At 72.6% G+C, this 16,341-nt stretch carries 16 protein-coding genes; 8 read left to right on the top strand and 8 right to left on the bottom strand.

The genetic code is table 11. The features are described from left to right. Positions 1 to 220 precede the first annotated feature (220 nt). The 3 genes from HF526_RS34865 (at position 221) to HF526_RS32230 (ending at position 3,480) form a co-directional block, all read left to right on the top strand. Positions 221 to 1,366, top strand: a complete 1,146-nt coding sequence (locus HF526_RS34865) for a family 16 glycosylhydrolase (RefSeq protein WP_211178122.1) — start codon at positions 221 to 223, stop codon at positions 1,364 to 1,366. A gap of 114 nt (positions 1,367 to 1,480) precedes the next feature. Further along, entirely contained in the window at positions 1,481 to 2,416 is a 936-nt protein-coding gene (locus HF526_RS37205) for a family 16 glycosylhydrolase (protein ID WP_169385434.1), read from the top strand. 164 nt (positions 2,417 to 2,580) lie between these two features. Further along, positions 2,581 to 3,480 (top strand): DMT family transporter, encoded by a 900-nt coding sequence (locus HF526_RS32230; protein ID WP_338051907.1) that lies wholly within the window; start codon positions 2,581 to 2,583, stop codon positions 3,478 to 3,480. Positions 3,481 to 3,574: 94 nt separating this feature from the next. On the opposite strand, the gene HF526_RS32225 is transcribed toward HF526_RS32230, so the two are convergent. Beyond that, positions 3,575 to 4,885, bottom strand: coding sequence for an MFS transporter (locus tag HF526_RS32225; protein ID WP_338051906.1), 1,311 nt, complete (start codon positions 4,883 to 4,885; stop codon positions 3,575 to 3,577). 41 nt (positions 4,886 to 4,926) lie between these two features. Continuing rightward, positions 4,927 to 6,411: an NCS2 family permease gene (locus HF526_RS32220; RefSeq protein ID WP_338051905.1), complete on the bottom strand. Its 1,485-nt coding sequence runs from the start codon at positions 6,409 to 6,411 to the stop codon at positions 4,927 to 4,929. A gap of 40 nt (positions 6,412 to 6,451) precedes the next feature. Here HF526_RS32220 and HF526_RS32215 point away from each other — a divergent pair, with 40 nt between their 5' ends. Together HF526_RS32215 and HF526_RS32210 are read left to right on the top strand one after the other, a co-directional pair. Beyond that, positions 6,452 to 6,703 carry a DUF2530 domain-containing protein gene (locus HF526_RS32215; protein ID WP_338051904.1) on the top strand — a complete coding sequence of 84 codons (252 nt, stop codon included), beginning with the start codon at positions 6,452 to 6,454 and terminating at the stop codon, positions 6,701 to 6,703. A 132-nt stretch (positions 6,704 to 6,835) separates the two neighbouring features. Beyond that, the gene (locus HF526_RS32210; RefSeq protein WP_169385439.1) at positions 6,836 to 7,579 is read left to right on the top strand and encodes an SDR family NAD(P)-dependent oxidoreductase; all 744 of its coding nucleotides are present in this window, start codon (positions 6,836 to 6,838) and stop codon (positions 7,577 to 7,579) included. A gap of 11 nt (positions 7,580 to 7,590) precedes the next feature. On the opposite strand, the gene HF526_RS32205 is transcribed toward HF526_RS32210, so the two are convergent. The 4 genes from HF526_RS32205 to HF526_RS32190 form a co-directional block, all read right to left on the bottom strand. Then, entirely contained in the window at positions 7,591 to 7,815 is a 225-nt protein-coding gene (locus HF526_RS32205) for a hypothetical protein (RefSeq protein ID WP_169385432.1), read from the bottom strand. 69 nt (positions 7,816 to 7,884) lie between these two features. Next, on the bottom strand, positions 7,885 to 9,051 hold the full coding sequence (locus tag HF526_RS32200; RefSeq protein WP_338051903.1) for a L,D-transpeptidase: 1,167 nt from the start codon (positions 9,049 to 9,051) through the stop codon (positions 7,885 to 7,887). A gap of 229 nt (positions 9,052 to 9,280) precedes the next feature. Beyond that, positions 9,281 to 10,087, bottom strand: coding sequence for a L,D-transpeptidase (locus HF526_RS32195; RefSeq protein WP_239029419.1), 807 nt, complete (start codon positions 10,085 to 10,087; stop codon positions 9,281 to 9,283). Further along, positions 10,084 to 11,148 carry a UDP-N-acetylmuramate dehydrogenase gene (locus tag HF526_RS32190; protein WP_338051902.1) on the bottom strand — a complete coding sequence of 355 codons (1,065 nt, stop codon included), beginning with the start codon at positions 11,146 to 11,148 and terminating at the stop codon, positions 10,084 to 10,086. The genes HF526_RS32195 and HF526_RS32190 overlap by 4 nt, the downstream gene beginning before the upstream one ends. A 24-nt stretch (positions 11,149 to 11,172) precedes the next feature. Here HF526_RS32190 and HF526_RS32185 point away from each other — a divergent pair, with 24 nt between their 5' ends. Further along, positions 11,173 to 11,679 carry a DUF2505 domain-containing protein gene (locus tag HF526_RS32185; protein WP_169385431.1) on the top strand — a complete coding sequence of 169 codons (507 nt, stop codon included), beginning with the start codon at positions 11,173 to 11,175 and terminating at the stop codon, positions 11,677 to 11,679. An 85-nt stretch (positions 11,680 to 11,764) separates the two neighbouring features. Here HF526_RS32185 and HF526_RS32180 read toward each other — a convergent pair whose 3' ends face one another. Then, entirely contained in the window at positions 11,765 to 12,967 is a 1,203-nt protein-coding gene (locus HF526_RS32180; protein ID WP_338051901.1) for an amidohydrolase family protein, read from the bottom strand. An 84-nt stretch (positions 12,968 to 13,051) separates the two neighbouring features. After that, on the bottom strand, positions 13,052 to 13,822 hold the full coding sequence (locus HF526_RS32175; protein WP_169385430.1) for a maleylpyruvate isomerase N-terminal domain-containing protein: 771 nt from the start codon (positions 13,820 to 13,822) through the stop codon (positions 13,052 to 13,054). Between the two features lie 65 nt (positions 13,823 to 13,887). Between HF526_RS32175 and HF526_RS32170 the strand changes: the two genes are divergently transcribed. Both HF526_RS32170 and HF526_RS32165 read left to right on the top strand, forming a co-directional pair. After that, positions 13,888 to 14,763 (top strand): ArsR/SmtB family transcription factor, encoded by an 876-nt coding sequence (locus tag HF526_RS32170; protein WP_169385429.1) that lies wholly within the window; start codon positions 13,888 to 13,890, stop codon positions 14,761 to 14,763. A gap of 143 nt (positions 14,764 to 14,906) precedes the next feature. After that, on the top strand, positions 14,907 to 15,875 hold the full coding sequence (locus tag HF526_RS32165) for a VWA domain-containing protein (RefSeq protein ID WP_169385428.1): 969 nt from the start codon (positions 14,907 to 14,909) through the stop codon (positions 15,873 to 15,875). Positions 15,876 to 16,341: the final 466 nt, after the last annotated feature.

The following is a 16,341-nucleotide window of genomic DNA, read 5'->3' as shown; positions in this document are numbered from 1 at the left end:
GACCGCATCGTGGTCGGGCGCGAGAAACTGACCTCGATCTTCGCCGTGCCGGTGGTCGTGCGGGGCACGGTGCACGCCGTCCTCTACGGCGCGGTGCGCGACACGCAGCCGATCGGGGTCCGCGCGGAGGGCCCCATGACCCCCGGCCTCCCCGCCGGGGACTGACCGACGGACCGATCGACAAGGAGCACGCCATGGCTGAGTACCCGGGAGGCCCGGCATGAACATCGACGAGATCGAGCAGCTGATCCGGCGTTACCTGTCGACCGGCGTCGCGGTCGTGATCATCGCCGTCGGCGCCGGCACCGGGGCTCCCGACCTCAGCGGGCTCCCCGGGAACCCGGCCGTGGTGACGGTGGAGCCGACGCCGGCCGGCCGCGACGGCCGGGCCGGCGGCTCCGCGGCCACGACGATCGGCCCCGGCGCGAGCAGCGGCCCCCGGGGCGGCGACGATGCGTCCGCCATGGAGACCGAGCCCGGGAATGTGGACCGCAGCGGCGACAGCGCCTCCGGCAGCACGCCGTTCACCGGCAGCGGCTCCTCGGGCACCGATTCCGCCGGCTCCGGCACGGGCGCCGCGGGCCGCGACCTCGACGACCCGGCCACCGGCCCGCGCGCCGGCGACCGTTCCGCCGGTCCCGGCCACGACCCCGGGGCCGGGGTGAACGCGAGCGGAACCGGCGAGGGCACCACCGCCGCGGAGCGGCTCGGCTGGGGCACCCCGAACCGCGTCGACGACTTCGACGGCGGCACCGAGCAGTGGAGCATCTACGACGGCCCGGGCCACGCCGGCAACGGCCGCCGCACGCCGAGCGCGGTCTCGGTCACCGACGGCGTCCTGACGATCACCGGCGACTCCGCCGGGAACACCGCCGGGATGGCCTGGAACCCCGGACAGAAGTACGGCCGCTGGGAGGGCCGGGTCCGGGCCCCGGCCGGCGACCCGTCGTACAACGCGCTGCTGCTGCTGTGGCCGGACGCGGAGGACTTCCCGGTCGGCGGGGAGATCGACTTCATGGAGATGATGGACCACACCCGGCAGAAGACCGACATCTTCATCCATTACGGCGCCGACAACTCGCAGGTCAACGGCCAGGTCGAGATCGACGCCACGCAGTGGCACAACTGGGCTGTCGAGTGGACCCCGGAGGCGATCACCGCCTACGTCGACGGCGAGGAGTGGTACCGCACCACCGATGCGAGCATCTTCCCGCCCGGGCCGATGCACCTGTGCATCCAGTTGGACTGGTTCCCCGAGGGTGGCACCCCCGAGGAGTCCCGGATGGAGGTCGACTGGGTGCGTCAGTACTCGCCGGACGGGAGCACGGGGGCGGCGGCGACCTCCGGGGGCCACCCGGGGAGGTGACCGGCACGGGGTGAGCACCCGTTCTCAGCGTCCGCACAGTGGCCGGCTCCTACGGTGTGCGCGGCGGCCGTGACGTGCGCCTGCCGGGTTCGATCCGCACCATCAGGAGATGACGTGTCAGGCCTCGGGCGACCGGCCACCGACACCCCACCAGCGGGGCCACCCCGGTCCCGGTGGCACGTGGTGCTGCTGGTGGTGACCGCCGTCGTGGCCCTGGCCCTGCTGACCGTGCCCATCGTCCTCGTCCGCAACGCCGTGCTGCAGCCGCCCAGGCCGCCCGTCGGCGCCGGGCCGTCGGCCTCGGTCACTCCGTCCCCCGCGGCCGCCCGCGACACGAACGACCCGGTGCGCCCCGGTGGCGAGACGGCGCTCGACCCGGCCACCCGATCGGACACCGAGGCCGCCGTGGTGCACGGCTGGCCGCTGCGCCACCACGACGAGTTCGACGGCACCGCCCTCGATCCGGCCTTCTGGCGGCCCTACTCCGGGGAGACCACCGGGGGCATCGGCAGGCACCGGCCGTCGAACCTGGCGGTCTCCGGCGGCGTGCTGTCGCTGACCAGCCGCGGCTACGAGTCCGCAGGCATGGCGTGGTCGCCGGGTCAGCGCTACGGCCGCTGGGAGGTGCGCGCGAAGACCCAGCGGGGCACCGGGTACGGCCCGGTGATCCTGCTGTGGCCGGACGCCGAGGACTTCCCCACCGGCGGGGAGATCGATTTCATGGAGATCCCGAAGGGCGACCGCAGGGAGTCCCACTTCGTCCTGCACTACGGGCGGGACAACAGCCAGGTCGGCACGACGGTGCCGGGCGACTTCACCCAGTGGCACAACTACGCCGTGGAATGGACTCCCGATCATGTGGCCGGCTTCATCGACGGTCAGGAGATCTTCCGGACCACCGACCGCGCGCGGATCCCGCCGCGCCCGATGCACCTGGCGATCCAGCAGGACATCGGACCGTACGGCAAGGACTGGATCCCGCCGCTCGACGACACCTCGCCCGCCCAGGTCCGGCTGCAGGTCGACTGGGTGCGCATCTACTCGCTGTAGACGCATCGAGGCCCCGACCCGGAGGTCGAGGCCTCGATGCGTTTCCCGAACTGACGCGCCACTCCCACCACGAAGCGACGTTGCTGAGGCTAGCCTAACTTCTACGAGCGCGCCAGAGAGAAATCACGGGGCGCCCCGAACGAGCGAGGCATAGCGTCCACGCCGTGGCCCAGCAGTCCTCCACCATCCCCACCTCCCGCCATCCGTCGAGCGCCCTCGCAGCGGTCGCGGTGACGGTGCTGGCCTGGGCGTCGGCGTTCGTCGCCATCCGCTACGTCGGGCAGGCCTTCGACCCCGGGCCACTGGCGCTGGGGCGGCTGACGGTCGGCGCCGTCGCGCTCGGCACGCTGCTCGCCGTGCAGCGCCGCTGGGTGGCGCCGACCCGGCGTGAGTGGGTGCTGCTCGGGGTCTGTGGGCTGGCCTGGTTCGCCGTCTACAACGTCGCGCTCAACGCCGCCGAGCAGCGCGTGGACGCCGGCACGACGGCGATGCTGGTGAACATCGGCCCGGTGCTGATCGCACTGTTCGCCGGCCTGCTGCTGGGCGAGGGCTTTCCGCGCTGGCTGCTGATCGGCGCGGGAGTCGCGTTCTCCGGGGCGATGTTGATCGGGGCCGCGACCGCCCGCGCCGAGGCCGCGGACGTCCTGGGCGTGCTGCTGTGCGTCATCGCCGCAGTGACCTACGCGATCGGGGTGCTCGCCCAGAAACCGGTGCTGCGCCGGCTGCCGGCACTACAGGTGACCTTCCTGGCCTGCGCGATCGGCGTCGCCGCCTGCCTGCCCTACGCCCCCGGCCTGGTCGACGACCTGCACAGCGCCCCGCCCGGGGCGATCGGCGGGCTCGGCTACCTCGGCCTGGTCCCCACGGCACTGGCGTTCAGCACCTGGGCCTATGCGCTCGCCCGGATGGACGCCGGACGGCTCGGCGTCACGACGTACCTGGTCCCGCCGCTGACCATCGTGATGGGCGCACTGCTGCTCGGCGAGGTGCCGCCGGCGCCGGCGATGGCCGGCGGGGCGGTCTGCCTGGCCGGCGTCGCGCTCACCCGGCGGCGCAGCCGCTGACCGGCCCCTGAAGGTGTCAGGGCCCCGGCCTCGCGGCCAGGACCCTGACACCTTCCCGAACTGACGCGCCGCTCCCACCACGAAGCGACGCTGCTTAAGTTAGCCTATCCTTCCTCCCGCCGCAATGCCTCCACCCCACGGCCGAGAGCCGAGCGCCGGCGTGCCGGCGCAGCAGGACCGCCCCGACGACGAGCACCGACGCCACGGTCACCAGGCCGCCCAGCACCAGCGGCGCCCGGCCACCGAAGTGTTCGGCCAGCACCCCCAGCAGCGGCCCGCCGAGCGGGGTGCCGCCCAGGAACAGCAGCATGTACAGGCCCATCACGCGCCCGCGCATCGTCGGGTCGACCGACAGCTGCACGGTCGAGTTGGCCGCGGTGGTGAAGGTCAGCACCGCGACCCCCACCGGGACCAGCGCGATGCCGGTGGCCAGATACGTCGGCATCAGGCCGGCACCGATGAGCAGCACACCGAAGATCAGCCCGGAGCCCGCGACCAGCCTCAGCCGGGGCCGCCCACTACGCCGCGCCGCGAGCGTCGCACCGATCACCGAGCCGACCGCGAGCAGCGTGGTGAGCAGCCCGTAGGCCTCCGCCCCGCGACCGAAGACGTTGCGGGCCACCAGGGCCAGCGTCATGTAGAAGTTGATGCCGAACGTGGAGACCAAGAAGACCAGCACGAGCACCGCGATGAGCTCCGGACGCCCACGCACGTAGCGCAGGCCCTCGCGGAGCTGCCCGGGCGCCCGCGGCACCGGCTCGGCGCGGAACAGTCCCGCCTCGTTCATCAGCAGCAGCCCGGTGACCACCCCGACGAAGCTCACCGCGTTGGCCAGGAAGACCCAGCCGGTGCCGATCGCCACGATCATCACCCCGGCCACGGACGGACCGACGATCCGGGCGAGGTTGAACGTCAACGAGTTCAGCGCGACGGCGTTGCCGACCTGAGCGGGGCCGACCAGCTCGGAGACGAACGACTGGCGCACCGGGACGTCGAGCGCGGAGAAGCAGCCCAGCAGCGCACAGAGCAGATAGACCTGCCCGAGCGTCACCACGCCCGTGACGTCGAGGAGGCCCAGCGCCAGGGCACACAGCCCCATCGCGACCTGGACGGCGATGAGCATCCGCCGCTTGTCCACCCGGTCGGCGAGTACGCCGCCCCACAGCGAGAGCAGCAGGGTGGGCGTGAACTGCAGTGCGGCGGCGATGCCGAGCGCGGTCGCGCTGCCGTGGGACAGGTCGAGCACCAGCCAGTCCTGGGCGACCCGCTGCATCCACGTGCCGGCCAGTGACACCACCTGGCCGCCGGCGTAGAGCCGGTAGTTCGGCACGCGCAGCGACGCGAACACTCCCGACCGGGTGCCGTTCTCCGCTGAACCCGTGGAGGTGTCGAGAACGGCGCTCACAATGTAATTAGCTTACTGCAACTACACGCGCCCCGGCCTGCTCAGGCGTGCAGAGCCGCCTCGATGGGGCCGACGGCGAAGTAACCGACGAACGCCACCGCGACCACCCACATCAGCGGGTGCACGGTCCGGGCCTTCCCGGTGGCCGCGGCCAGCAGCACGTAACTGATGAACCCGGCGCCGATCCCGTTCGCGATCGAGTAGGTGAACGGCATGACCACGATCGTCAGGAACGCCGGCAGCGCGACCCGGAAATCGGTGAAGTCGATCTCGGTCACCTGCCGGAACATCAGCGCGCCCACGATCACCAGGGCCGGGGCGGCCGCTTCGATCGGCACCACCGCGTACAGCGGGGTGAAGAACATCGCGGCCAGGAACAGCAGCCCGGTCACGACGTTGGCCAGGCCGGTCCGGGCGCCCTCGGCGATCCCGGACGCCGACTCGACGAACACCGTGTTCGACGACACCGACGCCGCTCCGCCCGCGATCGCCCCGGTGCCCTCGATGAACAGGGCCCGGCCGACGTTGGGCAACTGCCCGTTCGGCTTGAGCAGGCCGGCCTGCTTGCCGAGCCCGGTCATCGTGCCCATGGCGTCGAAGAAGTTGGCCAGCACGAGGGTGAAGACCAGCAGCGACACGGTCAGCGCGGGCAGCCGGGTCCAGGCGCCGAAGGAGATGTCGCCGACCAGCGACAGGTCCGGCAGGCCGACGACCGACTTCGGCAGCGCCGGGTAGCCCAGGCTCCAGCCCTTGGGGTTGGTGCCCTGCGACGGGCCGACCTTCGCGACGGCCTCGATGACGATGGCCAGCACGGTGCTGAAGACCACGCCGATCAGGATCCCGGCGCGGACCCGGCGGGCCACCAGGACGGCGGTGACGAGCAGACCGATCACGAACACGAACGTGGGCCACGACGCGATCGAGCCGCCGATGCCGAGGCCGACCGGCACCGTGGTGTGGGCGGCGTCGGGGAGCCGGCGCACGAACCCGGAGTCGACGAAGCCGATGAAACAGATGAACAGTCCGATGCCGACCGCGATCGCGGTCTTGAGCTCCGGCGGGACCGCGTTGAACACCGCGGTGCGGAACCCGGTGGCCACGAGGATCACGATGATGATGCCGTCGACGACCACCAGGCCCATCGCCTCCGGCCAGGTCATCAGCGGTGCGATCGTCACCGCGACCAGCACGTTGATGCCCAGCCCGGTCGCGAGCGCGAAGGGATAGTTCGCGACGAGCCCCATCAGCAGCGTCATCACGCCGGCGACTAGTGCCGTCGCCGCGGCGACCTGCGCGACGGGCAGGATGTTGCCCAGCACGTCGACCTTGGCGCTCGGGCTGTCCGCCGCGAAACTGCCGAGGATGAGCGGGTTGAGCACGATGATGTAGGACATCGTCACGAACGTGACGAGGCCTCCGCGCAGTTCGCGGCCTACTGTGGACCCACGTTCGGAGATCTTGAACAGCCGCTCGAGAGGCGAGGTCGAGGCAGTCGTCGTCTCCGTGACCGGTGCCGTTCGCTTCACGTGATCACCGTAAGGCCCGTCCGCGCCGTAGGCTGAGACCGTGATCGAACCGCCACCACTGCCCCGTCGGCTGGACGACATGAACGTGGTCGTCGCGGTGGGCTCCCTGGCCTGGCTGGCCGGGGCGCTGGCCCTGCTGGCCGCCAGCCTCGCCACCGGGCGGCCGCTGGACATCTGGTTCACGACCTGCGTGGCCGGTGCCGTCCTCGGCGGGATCGGTTACGGCATCTTCCGCTGGCAGCGCGCGGCGGCGCGGCGCGGTGCGCGAGGTGCGCAGCAGGGCCTCGACTGACGGCATCGCGCCGCCTCCTCGTCTTCCTCCGGCCGTTCGGGACGGCGATACCGGGGCGTGTTGCCGTTCTCCCGCGCTCTAAACGACATCCGGCCGGGGTACGGCGGGCACCCTAGGGTGGCCGCTGTGACCATGCCACCCACCGATCGTCCCGTCGCCGTCGTCACCGGAGCCAGCTCCGGCATCGGGGCCGCCACGGCCCGCCGGCTCGCCACCGAAGGCTTCGCGGTCGTCCTGGGCGCCCGCCGGCTGCAGCGCATCACCGAGCTCGCCGCCGCCATCGGCGGCACCGCGATCCGGCTGGATGTCACCGACCCGGAGTCCGTCGCCGCCTTCGCCGCCGCCGTCCCCGAATGCAAGCTGCTGGTGAACAACGCCGGCGGCGCCAAGGGCCTGGAGCCGGTCGCCGAGGCGAACGAGGACGACTGGCGCTGGATGTACGAGGTCAACGTCCTGGGCACGCTGCGGGTGACGCAGGCGCTGCTGCCGGCCCTGCTCGCCTCCGGCGACGGGCACATCATCACCGTCACGTCGATCGCAGCCCTGGAGCCCTACGACAACGGGGCCGGCTACACCGGCGCCAAGGCCGCCCAGGCGATGCTGCACCGGACCCTGCGCGGCGAGCTGCTCGGCCAGCCGATCCGGCTCACCGAGGTGCTGCCGGGCATGGTCGAGACCGAGTTCTCCCTGGTCCGCTTCAGCGGCGACGCCGCGAAGGCCGACGACGTCTACCGCGGGATCACCCCGCTGACCGGCGACGACGTGGCCGACGTGATCGCATTCGCGGCCACCCGGCCCTCACACGTCAACATCGACCAGATCGTGATGAAGCCGCGCGCACAGGCCTCCGCGATGCGCGCGTACCGCGAGGCCTGAGCGCACCGGCGTCAGGTCGTCTCCTCCGACCGGCGGTGCTCGTCGGCGGCGTCGGCAGGGGTGGCGCCCCCCGCGGCCCCGGCCACCCGCTCCTCGGACTCGCGCAGGATCGCCTCGGCCTCCGCCCGGCGGTCCTCGTCCGGGGTCTGCGCGGCGCGCTCCTCGGGCAGCGGCTCGGCGCGGGTCGCGGCCAGATCGTCGACGTCGGTCACGGCGGGGCCGGTGCGGTCGTTCATGGGACAGCCCTACCCGAACCGCGCAGCCGGGAACCCCGGCCGCGCCGGGGGTAGGGCCGCGGCGCCGAGCTACAGCGCCGACAGGCCCTTCCACTGCTGCCAGGACAGCGTCCAGTCCCAGATGTCGCCGTCCCTGGCCGACAGCCGGATCGGCGTCCCCGTGACCTCCACCGGGTCGCCGTAGAGCGCGGTGTCGTAGTAGGCCTTGGCGTTGTCGATCGACAGGTTGACGCAGCCGTGGGTGACGTTCGCCGAGCCCTGCTCGGCGTCGGTGACCGGGTTGGCGTGGATGAACTCGCCGTTGTTGCTGATCCGGACGGCCCACTTCTCGACCGAGTCGTAGCCGTACTGCTGGCTGACCATCCGCTTGTCGGTGAACTTCTCGCTCACCACGTGGATGCCCGAGCGGGTGTTCCGGTTGGGGTCGGAGGCGAGCCCGTAGCTGGCCGGGTAGCTGGCCACCTGCTTGCCGTCGCGGATCACGACCATCTGGAACGACTTCACGTCGGCCTTCACGATCTGGGCACGGCCGATGGTGAACGTGCTGGTCACGTCGGCGGCCCCGTACTGCCCGTCGCCATAGGCCACGCCGTAGAGCTTGGCGGCGACGGTGACCTTCGTGTTCGCGGGCCAGTACTCCTCGGGCCGCCAGTGCACCCGGGAACCGCCGTTCTCGTCGGGCAGCCAGCCCCACGCGCCCTCGACCGGCACCGACGTGGTCACCGACAGGGCCCGTTCCACGGCTTTGCGATCGGCGACGTGGCTGTCGAACTGGATCTCGATCGGGGCCGCGATGCCGACGACCTTGCCGTCGCCGATGTTGAGCACGCCGCGGACCTGCTTGGCCGGGTTCACCGTGCTGAACGATCCCTCGACCGGAACCTGCCGGCCGTCCGAGCCGGTGGCCGCGCCCTTCCAGGTGTAGGTCTTGCCGTAGCCGAGCGGCTCGCCTGCGGTCCACTTCGTCTTGTCGGCGTTGAGCGAGCCGGTGACCGGTGCGCCCGCGGCGTTGACCAGCGAGACCTCGTCGAGAGTGCCGTCGGTGACCGACACCGAGACCGGCGCGGTCGGGTTGACGTCCGCGGCACCGCTCGTCGGCTGGTAGCCGACCACGGCCGCGGGCCCGAGCAGCGTGGCCGGCGTCGTCCCCCCGCCCCGGGAAGCGGCCATGGCCGCCGTCACCACACCGAGCGATCCGACCAGCACCACGGCCAGGATCAGCAGAATTCGTCGCACTCGACATCCCCCCAGCGAACCGCGAACTCACCCCGACAGACGCTTGACCGCGGTCGCGGTTGCCTCGGTAAGTGTGTTTCGGTGGCGCCGTAAAGGCTACGCGGCGCAAACGTTCGGCAGCGTGGCAGGACCCGCCCTCGGGTGACTCGCCGGGCTCAACCGGTCATACGGAACAGACGGCGCCTCACGGCTCCATCGGGCCGCAGGTGGCGCCGGCGCCGGATTCTCGTCAGAGCGCCGACAACTGCCGCCACTGTTCCCAGGACAGGGTCCAGTCCCAGATGTCGCCGTCGCGCTCGGCGAGCCGGATCGACGAGCCGGTGACCTCGACCGGGTCGCCGTAGAGCGCGGAGTGGAAGTAGGCCCCGGCGTCGGCAGGTGCGAGGTTGATGCAGCCGTGCGTGACGTTGGCCTCGCCCTGGGCCTTGACCATCCGCTTCTCGGTGAACTTCTCGCTGACGACATGGGTGCCCGAGCGGGTGACCCGGTGCGGGTCGTCGGCGAGGCCGTAGCCGGCGGGGTAGTCGGCGACCTGTTCGCCGTCGACGAGCACGGGCATCCGGTGCGAGGTGACGTCGGCCTTGACGACCTGGGCGCGACCGATGGTGAAGGTGCTGTCGAGGTCGGTCGTGCCGTACCGGCCGTCGCCGTAGTGGTGGCCGTAGAGGTGGCCGTAGAGGTCCGCCCGCACCGTGACGGCCGTCCCGGACGGCCAGTACTCGCGCGGGCGCCAGTGCACCCGGGAGCCGCCGTTCTCGTCGGGCAGCCAGCCCCACGCGCCCTCCACCGGAACCGAAGTGGTGACACTGAGCTTCCGCTCGACGGCCGCGCGGTCGGGTACCGGACCGCTGAACTGGATCTCGATCGGCGCCGCGATGCCCACCGTGCGGCCGGGGCCGATGTTGAGCACACCGCGAACCTGTTCGTGCGGACCGAGGGTGGTGAACTCGCCGGCGAGCGGGACCGGCCGACCGTCGGCGCCGGTGGCCGTGCCCGTCTCTTCCGTCCCCGTTGCCCCGGGCGGGACCGGGCTCAGAGCCGGCAGCCGACCAGCACCGGCTCGGGGCGCAGCGTCACACCGAACCGCTCCTGCACTCCCGCCCGCACCTCGCGGGCGAGTTCCAACAGGTCGGAGGTGGCACCTGCGCCGCGGTTGGTGAGCGCGAGGACGTGCTTGGTCGACAGCGCGACCCGGCCGCCGGGGCCGGGGTGACCGCGGCGGAAGCCCGCGTGCTCGATGAGCCACGCGGCAGGCAGCTTGACCAGGCCGGGGCCGGCGGGCCAGCGCGGCAGCCCGTCGGCCTCCGGGCCCGTCGGTACGTCGGCCTCCGGCAGCACCGGGTTGGTGAAGAACGAGCCCGCGCTCCAGGTGTCGTGGTCGGCGGCGTCGAGGACCATGCCCTTGCCGCGGCGCAACCCGAGCACCGCCTCCCGTGCCGCGGGCGCCGGCACCCGGGCGCCGGGGTCGACGCCGAGGGCGCGGGCCAGCTCGGGGTAGCGGATCGGCGCACTGTCGCCGTCTCCCGGCAACGCGAACCGGACCCGGAGCACGATCGCGTCGTCGCGGCCCTTGAGCGTGCTGGTGCGGTAGCCCAGGCCCAGTTCGGCGGCGGGCACATGGCAGCGGACGGTGCCGGCGCGCCGGTCGTACAGATCGACGTCGACGAGCAGTTCGGCGATCTCCACCCCGTAGGCGCCGACGTTCTGCACCGGGGTGGCGCCGGTGCGGCCCGGGATGCCGGACAGGCACTCCAGCCCGCCGAGGCCGTCGGCCACGGTGGCCGCGACCAGCCGGTCCCAGTCCTCCCCGGCCTCCACGATGAGCAGCACCGAACCATCCGCGCGGCGCTGCGTCCGGAATCCGGAACTGGCGAACCGGACGACCGTCCCGGGCACACCCTCGTCGGCCACCACCACGTTCGAGCCGCCGCCCAGCAGCAGCACGGACTCCCCCGCCGCGTCGGCGGCGCGGACCGCCTCGATGACCGCATCGGCCGAGTCGGCCTCGACCAGCCGCCGGGCCGGGCCACCGAGGCGCAGCGTGGTGTGCGGGGCGAGCCGGGCACCGGCCTGCACGATCGGGGTAGGGGTCTGCACGACCGGCAACGGTAGCCTCCGCCCATGGCCCGCTCGATCGACTACCGGTCCACGTCGGAACACCCCGCCGACGAGGTCTACGCGACGATGGTGGATCCCGACTACCTGCAAGCCCGGCTGGAGACCCTCGGCGGGCCCGGCGCGCGGCTCGAGGAGCACACCGCCGACGTGCACGGCGCCCGCTACCGGCTGCGGCACGGGCTCGACCCCGAGGACCTGCCGCCGGCTGTGCAGAAGGTGCTCACCGGCGAGCTCGTGATCGAACGGTCGGAGAGCTGGACGCGCACCGGTGAGGGGCACTACGACGGCCAGGTGACCGTCCGGATCCCGGGTACCCCGGCCTCCGCGGCGGGCTGGATGCGGCTCGCCGACCTCAACGGTTCCGAGGCGGGGGCCAGCGAGTTCGTGGTGCACGCCGATGTCACGGTCAAGGTGCCCCTCATCGGCGGCAAGATCGAGACGACGGTGGCCGAGAGCGTGACCCGGTTGCTGGCCTCCGAGACCGCGTTCACGCTGGACTACCTGCGCTGACGCCGGCCCCGGCCGCGTCGGCGAGATCCCCGACGTCGCGTTCGTGCTGGCTCAGCAGCCACGGCAGGGGCACGGGCACGGAGAGCTACGCGGACACCTGCGCCGGCACGTGCGGGCGGCCGCGGGCGAGCACGAAACGGACCCGGCCCAGCGCGGCGGGATCGGTCAGCGGATCTCCGGACACTGCGATCAGGTCGGCGCTGAAACCTGGTGCCAGCCGGCCGATCGAGTCGGCGAGCCCGACGGCGGCCGCGGCCTCGGTGGTGGCCATCGCCAGGATCCGCGCCGGTGACCAGCCGGCGCGGGCGTAGAGGCCCAGGCCGGCGGCGAAGTCCTCGAAACGGGAGCCGGTCACTCCCGCGTCGGTGCCGGCGACCATCCGGATGCCGTGCCCGTCCATGAACGCCAGCCGGTCGAGCAGGGAGTCGAGTCGCGGGAACCGCGCCCAACCCGAACTGCGGGCCGGGCAGACGTAGATGCCCGCGGCCGCGATCATCTCGGCGACGTGGCCGGGCGTCTCGTAGCGCCCTTCGGCCGGTGATCCGACCAGCCAGGTGCAGTGCTCGATCGTGTCGACACCGGCCTGTGCACACGCGGCGATGCTGCCGGTGCCGTGGGCGTGGGCGGCCACCGGCAACCCGGCCTCGCGCGCCGCGTCGACCACGACGCCGAGTTGCCGCACGTCGAACTGCGGTTCCCACATGGCCGCCCCGCCCGGGGTCATGTGCCCCCCGCTGGCCATCACCTTGATCACGTCAGCACCGCGACGTGCACGGTCGGCGACCGCGGCCCGGATCGAGGCGTCATCGGCGACCTCACCGCCGAGGAACCAGAAGTGCCCGCCCGGCACGGTCAGCGGCGCCCCGGCATTGAGGAGCCGCGGCCCGGTCACGGCGCCGGCGGCGATCGTGTCCCGGAGCTCGGCGGCGAGCCCGCCGCGGTCGCCCAGATCGCGCGCGGTCGTGACCCCGGCGTCCAGGAGCCTGCGGGCACGCTCGGCCATGGCCGAGCGCAGGACCCCGTCATCGGTGTCACGCAGCGCTCCCACCGGGTCGGGGCCGGCGTCGAGCGCCAGGTGCACATGACAGTTCACGAGCCCCGGCAGGACGGTGTCATCCGGAAGATCCCACCGGTCCACGGCCGGGCCGGTGAGCCGTATGACGTCGGCGCGAGGGCCTACCGCGGAAATCGTGCCATCCGCAGCGACGAGCACGGCGCCGTCCTGCAGAGGTTCCTCGTCCGGAGCAGTGAGCACCCGCCCAGCGGTGACGATCAGTTGCTTATTCACTCGAGAGGGCAACTTCCCGGAAAAGGGCTGGTCCGACGTTTTCCGGAGTCTAGTGCGAGAACCACCCTTCGCGCCGCATCGTCGTCAGTAGCCGGAGAGCAGAGCAAGCAGCCGGCCGAGGGTGGGCTGGTCGACGTGGCTGCGGAAGCGGCCCCGCCGGTCCGGCCGACGGCCCCAGATGAGCAGCGTGCGAGCGGCCGGGTCGAGTTCGACGTACGGCTCGTCGGCCCGATCGCGGGCCAACTCCAGGCGGGCCCGGCCGGCTTCCACCACCAGGCGCACGTCGGGCGCCGCCCCGGCCCGCAGGCGGACGTGGAGGTCCTGATCCGGAGCGGGGTCGCGTTCCCGGCCGCGCCGCACCAGGATCGCCCCCAGCACGGCGACGGCGTGTTCGGTCAGCTCGGGCTGGGCCAGCAACTCGTCGCCGGCGTCGTCGTCACCGACGACGTCCCATCGGTGGAGGGCGAACTCGTTGCGCAGATGGGGCAGGAATTTCGCGACCGCCATGTGGCGACCGGTCCACGGGATCACCGCATCCGGTTCCTGGTCGAGGACCTGCGCGAGGACCGAGCGCATCCTCTCCTCCTCGATCTCCAGGCGCCGGCACAGCGTCGCGTCGTCCATGGCTCGATACGGGGGTTCGCGTTCCTCGAACGTGCGCGTCGGCGGCACCGGTTCGCCGGCGAGGTAGGGCTCGAGGTGCCTGGTGACCTCGGCGGCGGCCGCGGCGAGGTGGGCGGTGACCTCGTGCGCGGTCCAGCCCACACACGCACTGACCGCGTCGGGTGCGGTGTGTCGGCGGGCGTCGAGGAACGCTGCGGCCTCCCGGCTACGTGCGATGGCGGTGGTCGTCATGGCCGCGACGCTAGGACCGCGACGCTTCGCTGTTCGTCGAAACGAGCCCGGCCTACCGTCGACGCATGTCCCTCGACGACCACGCCGATCCCGGCGCCCCGGCGGCCGGGGATGCGGATCTGTCGGTGATCGGTGCTGCGTTGGCGGACCGTGGCCGGTGCCGGATCCTGCTCGCGCTGGCCGACGGACGCTCCCTGCCCGCCAGCGTGCTGGCCGGCGAAGCCGGCGTCAGCGCGTCCACGGCCAGCGCCCACCTGAGCAAACTCTGCGACGCCGGCCTGCTCCAGGTCTTCACCAAGGGCCGCTTCCGCTACTACCGGCTCGCCGGCGACGAGGTCGGGCGATTGATCGAAACCCTTGCCCGGCTCTCACCCAGCCAGCCGATCCGCTCGCTACGCGAGGGCACCCGCGCGCACGCGATCCGCCTCGCGCGCTGCTGCTACGACCACATCGCCGGGCGGCTCGGCGTCGCGATCACCGACGCGATGATCGACCGGGAGTACCTGTCCGGGCACGACGGCAGCGTCGACCTCGACCGGCTGCACGGCGACCGGCTCGCCGGCGGCCTGCTCGACGACGTCGTCTACCGGCTCACCGCGGCGGGCCGCAGCGCCCTCGCCGAGCTCGGGGTGGTGCTGCCCGCGGCGGACACGGTGCGCTGCTGCGTGGACTGGACCGAGCAGCGTCACCACGTCGCCGGCCCGCTGGGTCGCGCCCTGCTCGACGCGCTCACCACCGCACGCTGGCTGCGCCGCGCCGACCACTCGCGCGCGCTGCGCGTCACCGACACCGGCCGCAACGGCCTGCGAGACCACCTCGGACTCCCCTGGCCACCATCCGTCCGGAGCGGCCAGGAACCGGCTGCACGTGACCACGGCGGCCGGGCTCCTCAGGCCGCGACCCGCCGGCCGCCGAGCGCGGTGCTGACCACGCGGGCGTGAGCAGAACCACGCGCCACAGCGGCACCGCCACCGCGCCCCCGGCCCGCGCCGGGATGGGCCGTCCAGGTGGCTTGCGGGGACTCGAACCGTCTCGGCTGCGCGGTTTGACACCGGCCGGACGCGGGGTGGGCTTCAGTGGTGGCGTGAACATGGAGGGTTTCGCGGCGCCGTGGTGGTTGGCGCTGCTGGCCGTCGTGGCGGGGCTGGTGTGCGGCTACGTGTGGATGCAGCGCCGCAAGCGCCGTCATGTGCTGCGGTTCACCAACCTCGAGATGCTGGAGCGGGTCGCCCCGCGCCGGCCGGGGTGGCCCCGGCATGCGCCCGCCGCACTGCTGGCCGTCGCGCTGATCTTCCTGGTGGTGGGGTTGGCCGGCCCGACGGCCGAGGCCCGGGTGCCCCGCAACCGGGCGACGGTGATGCTGGTCGTCGACGTCTCGCTGTCGATGAAGGCCACGGATGTGAGCCCGACCCGGCTGGCGGCGGCGCAGGACGCCGCGATCCGGTTCGTGCAGGGCATGACCCCGGGGATCAACCTGGGCCTGGAGTCCTTCGCCGGGTCCGCGACGGTGCTGGTCGCACCGACGATCGAGCGCGACCCGGTGATCTCCCAGATCCGCATGCTGAAGCTGGCCGAGTCGACCGCGACCGGCGACGCGCTGGCCGCCGCGCTGAGTGCGATCGAAGCGTTCAATCAGCAGATCCCCGGTGGGGACGGCGGACCGCCGCCGGCCCGGATCGTGCTGATGAGCGACGGCAAGCAGACCGAGGGCCGTGACGAGTTCGCGGTCGCCCGGCAGGCCGCCGCCGCCCACGTGCCGATCAGCACCATCTCCTTCGGCACCCCGTACGGGTCCGTCGACCTGCAGGGCCAGCAGATCAGCGTGCCGGTGGACGACCCCTCGCTGCAGCAGGTGGCGCGTCTGTCCGGTGGCGAGTTCTTCTCCGCGCAGAGCAACGCCGACGTGCACCAGGTGTACGACACCCTGCGTGAACAGATCGGCTACCAGATGCAGGCGGTGGACATCAGCAAACCGCTGTTCGCGCTGGGCACGATCGGAGCGCTGCTCGCGGCCGGGTCCGCGGTGGCCTTCACCCAACGCCTTCCCGCGTGAGCGCCCCCGGCGCAGTCCGCATACCCCCGTGTGCACGCGCCGAGCCCGATGTTGGATAACTGACGGGTGGGTGGGGCGCCTCCGAGTCCGCTTCGGCCGCCCGGGAGAGTGACCGTATGACGAACCGCCTGCCTTCAGCAGGGAGCCCCGGCCGTCCTCGACGGGTGCCGTCCGCGCCCGACCGTCCGCCGGCCGCGGCCACGGACCGGTATCCGGCCGGCGAGCGCACCGGGGTACGCCCGGGTGGGCGCGACCGGGGTGCACCTGCGGCGCCCCCGGGCCTGCCGGGGGACGCGGCGACACGATCGATCCGGCGAGGGACACCGGCGAGCGCCGCAGCCACGGCCGGGCAGGCGGGGGGCCGTCCCGGGATGGGGCGCGTGCTGCGGCGCGGGCGGATCGTCGTCGCGTTGCTGTCGGTGCTGGTGCTGATGGTCACCGGGTACGCCTGGGACCAGTATCGGAA

The organism is Pseudonocardia acidicola (assembly GCF_012911935.1).
In the GTDB taxonomy this organism is placed as follows: domain Bacteria; phylum Actinomycetota; class Actinomycetes; order Mycobacteriales; family Pseudonocardiaceae; genus Pseudonocardia; species Pseudonocardia acidicola.
This window is presented reverse-complemented; position numbering and strand designations above follow the sequence as displayed.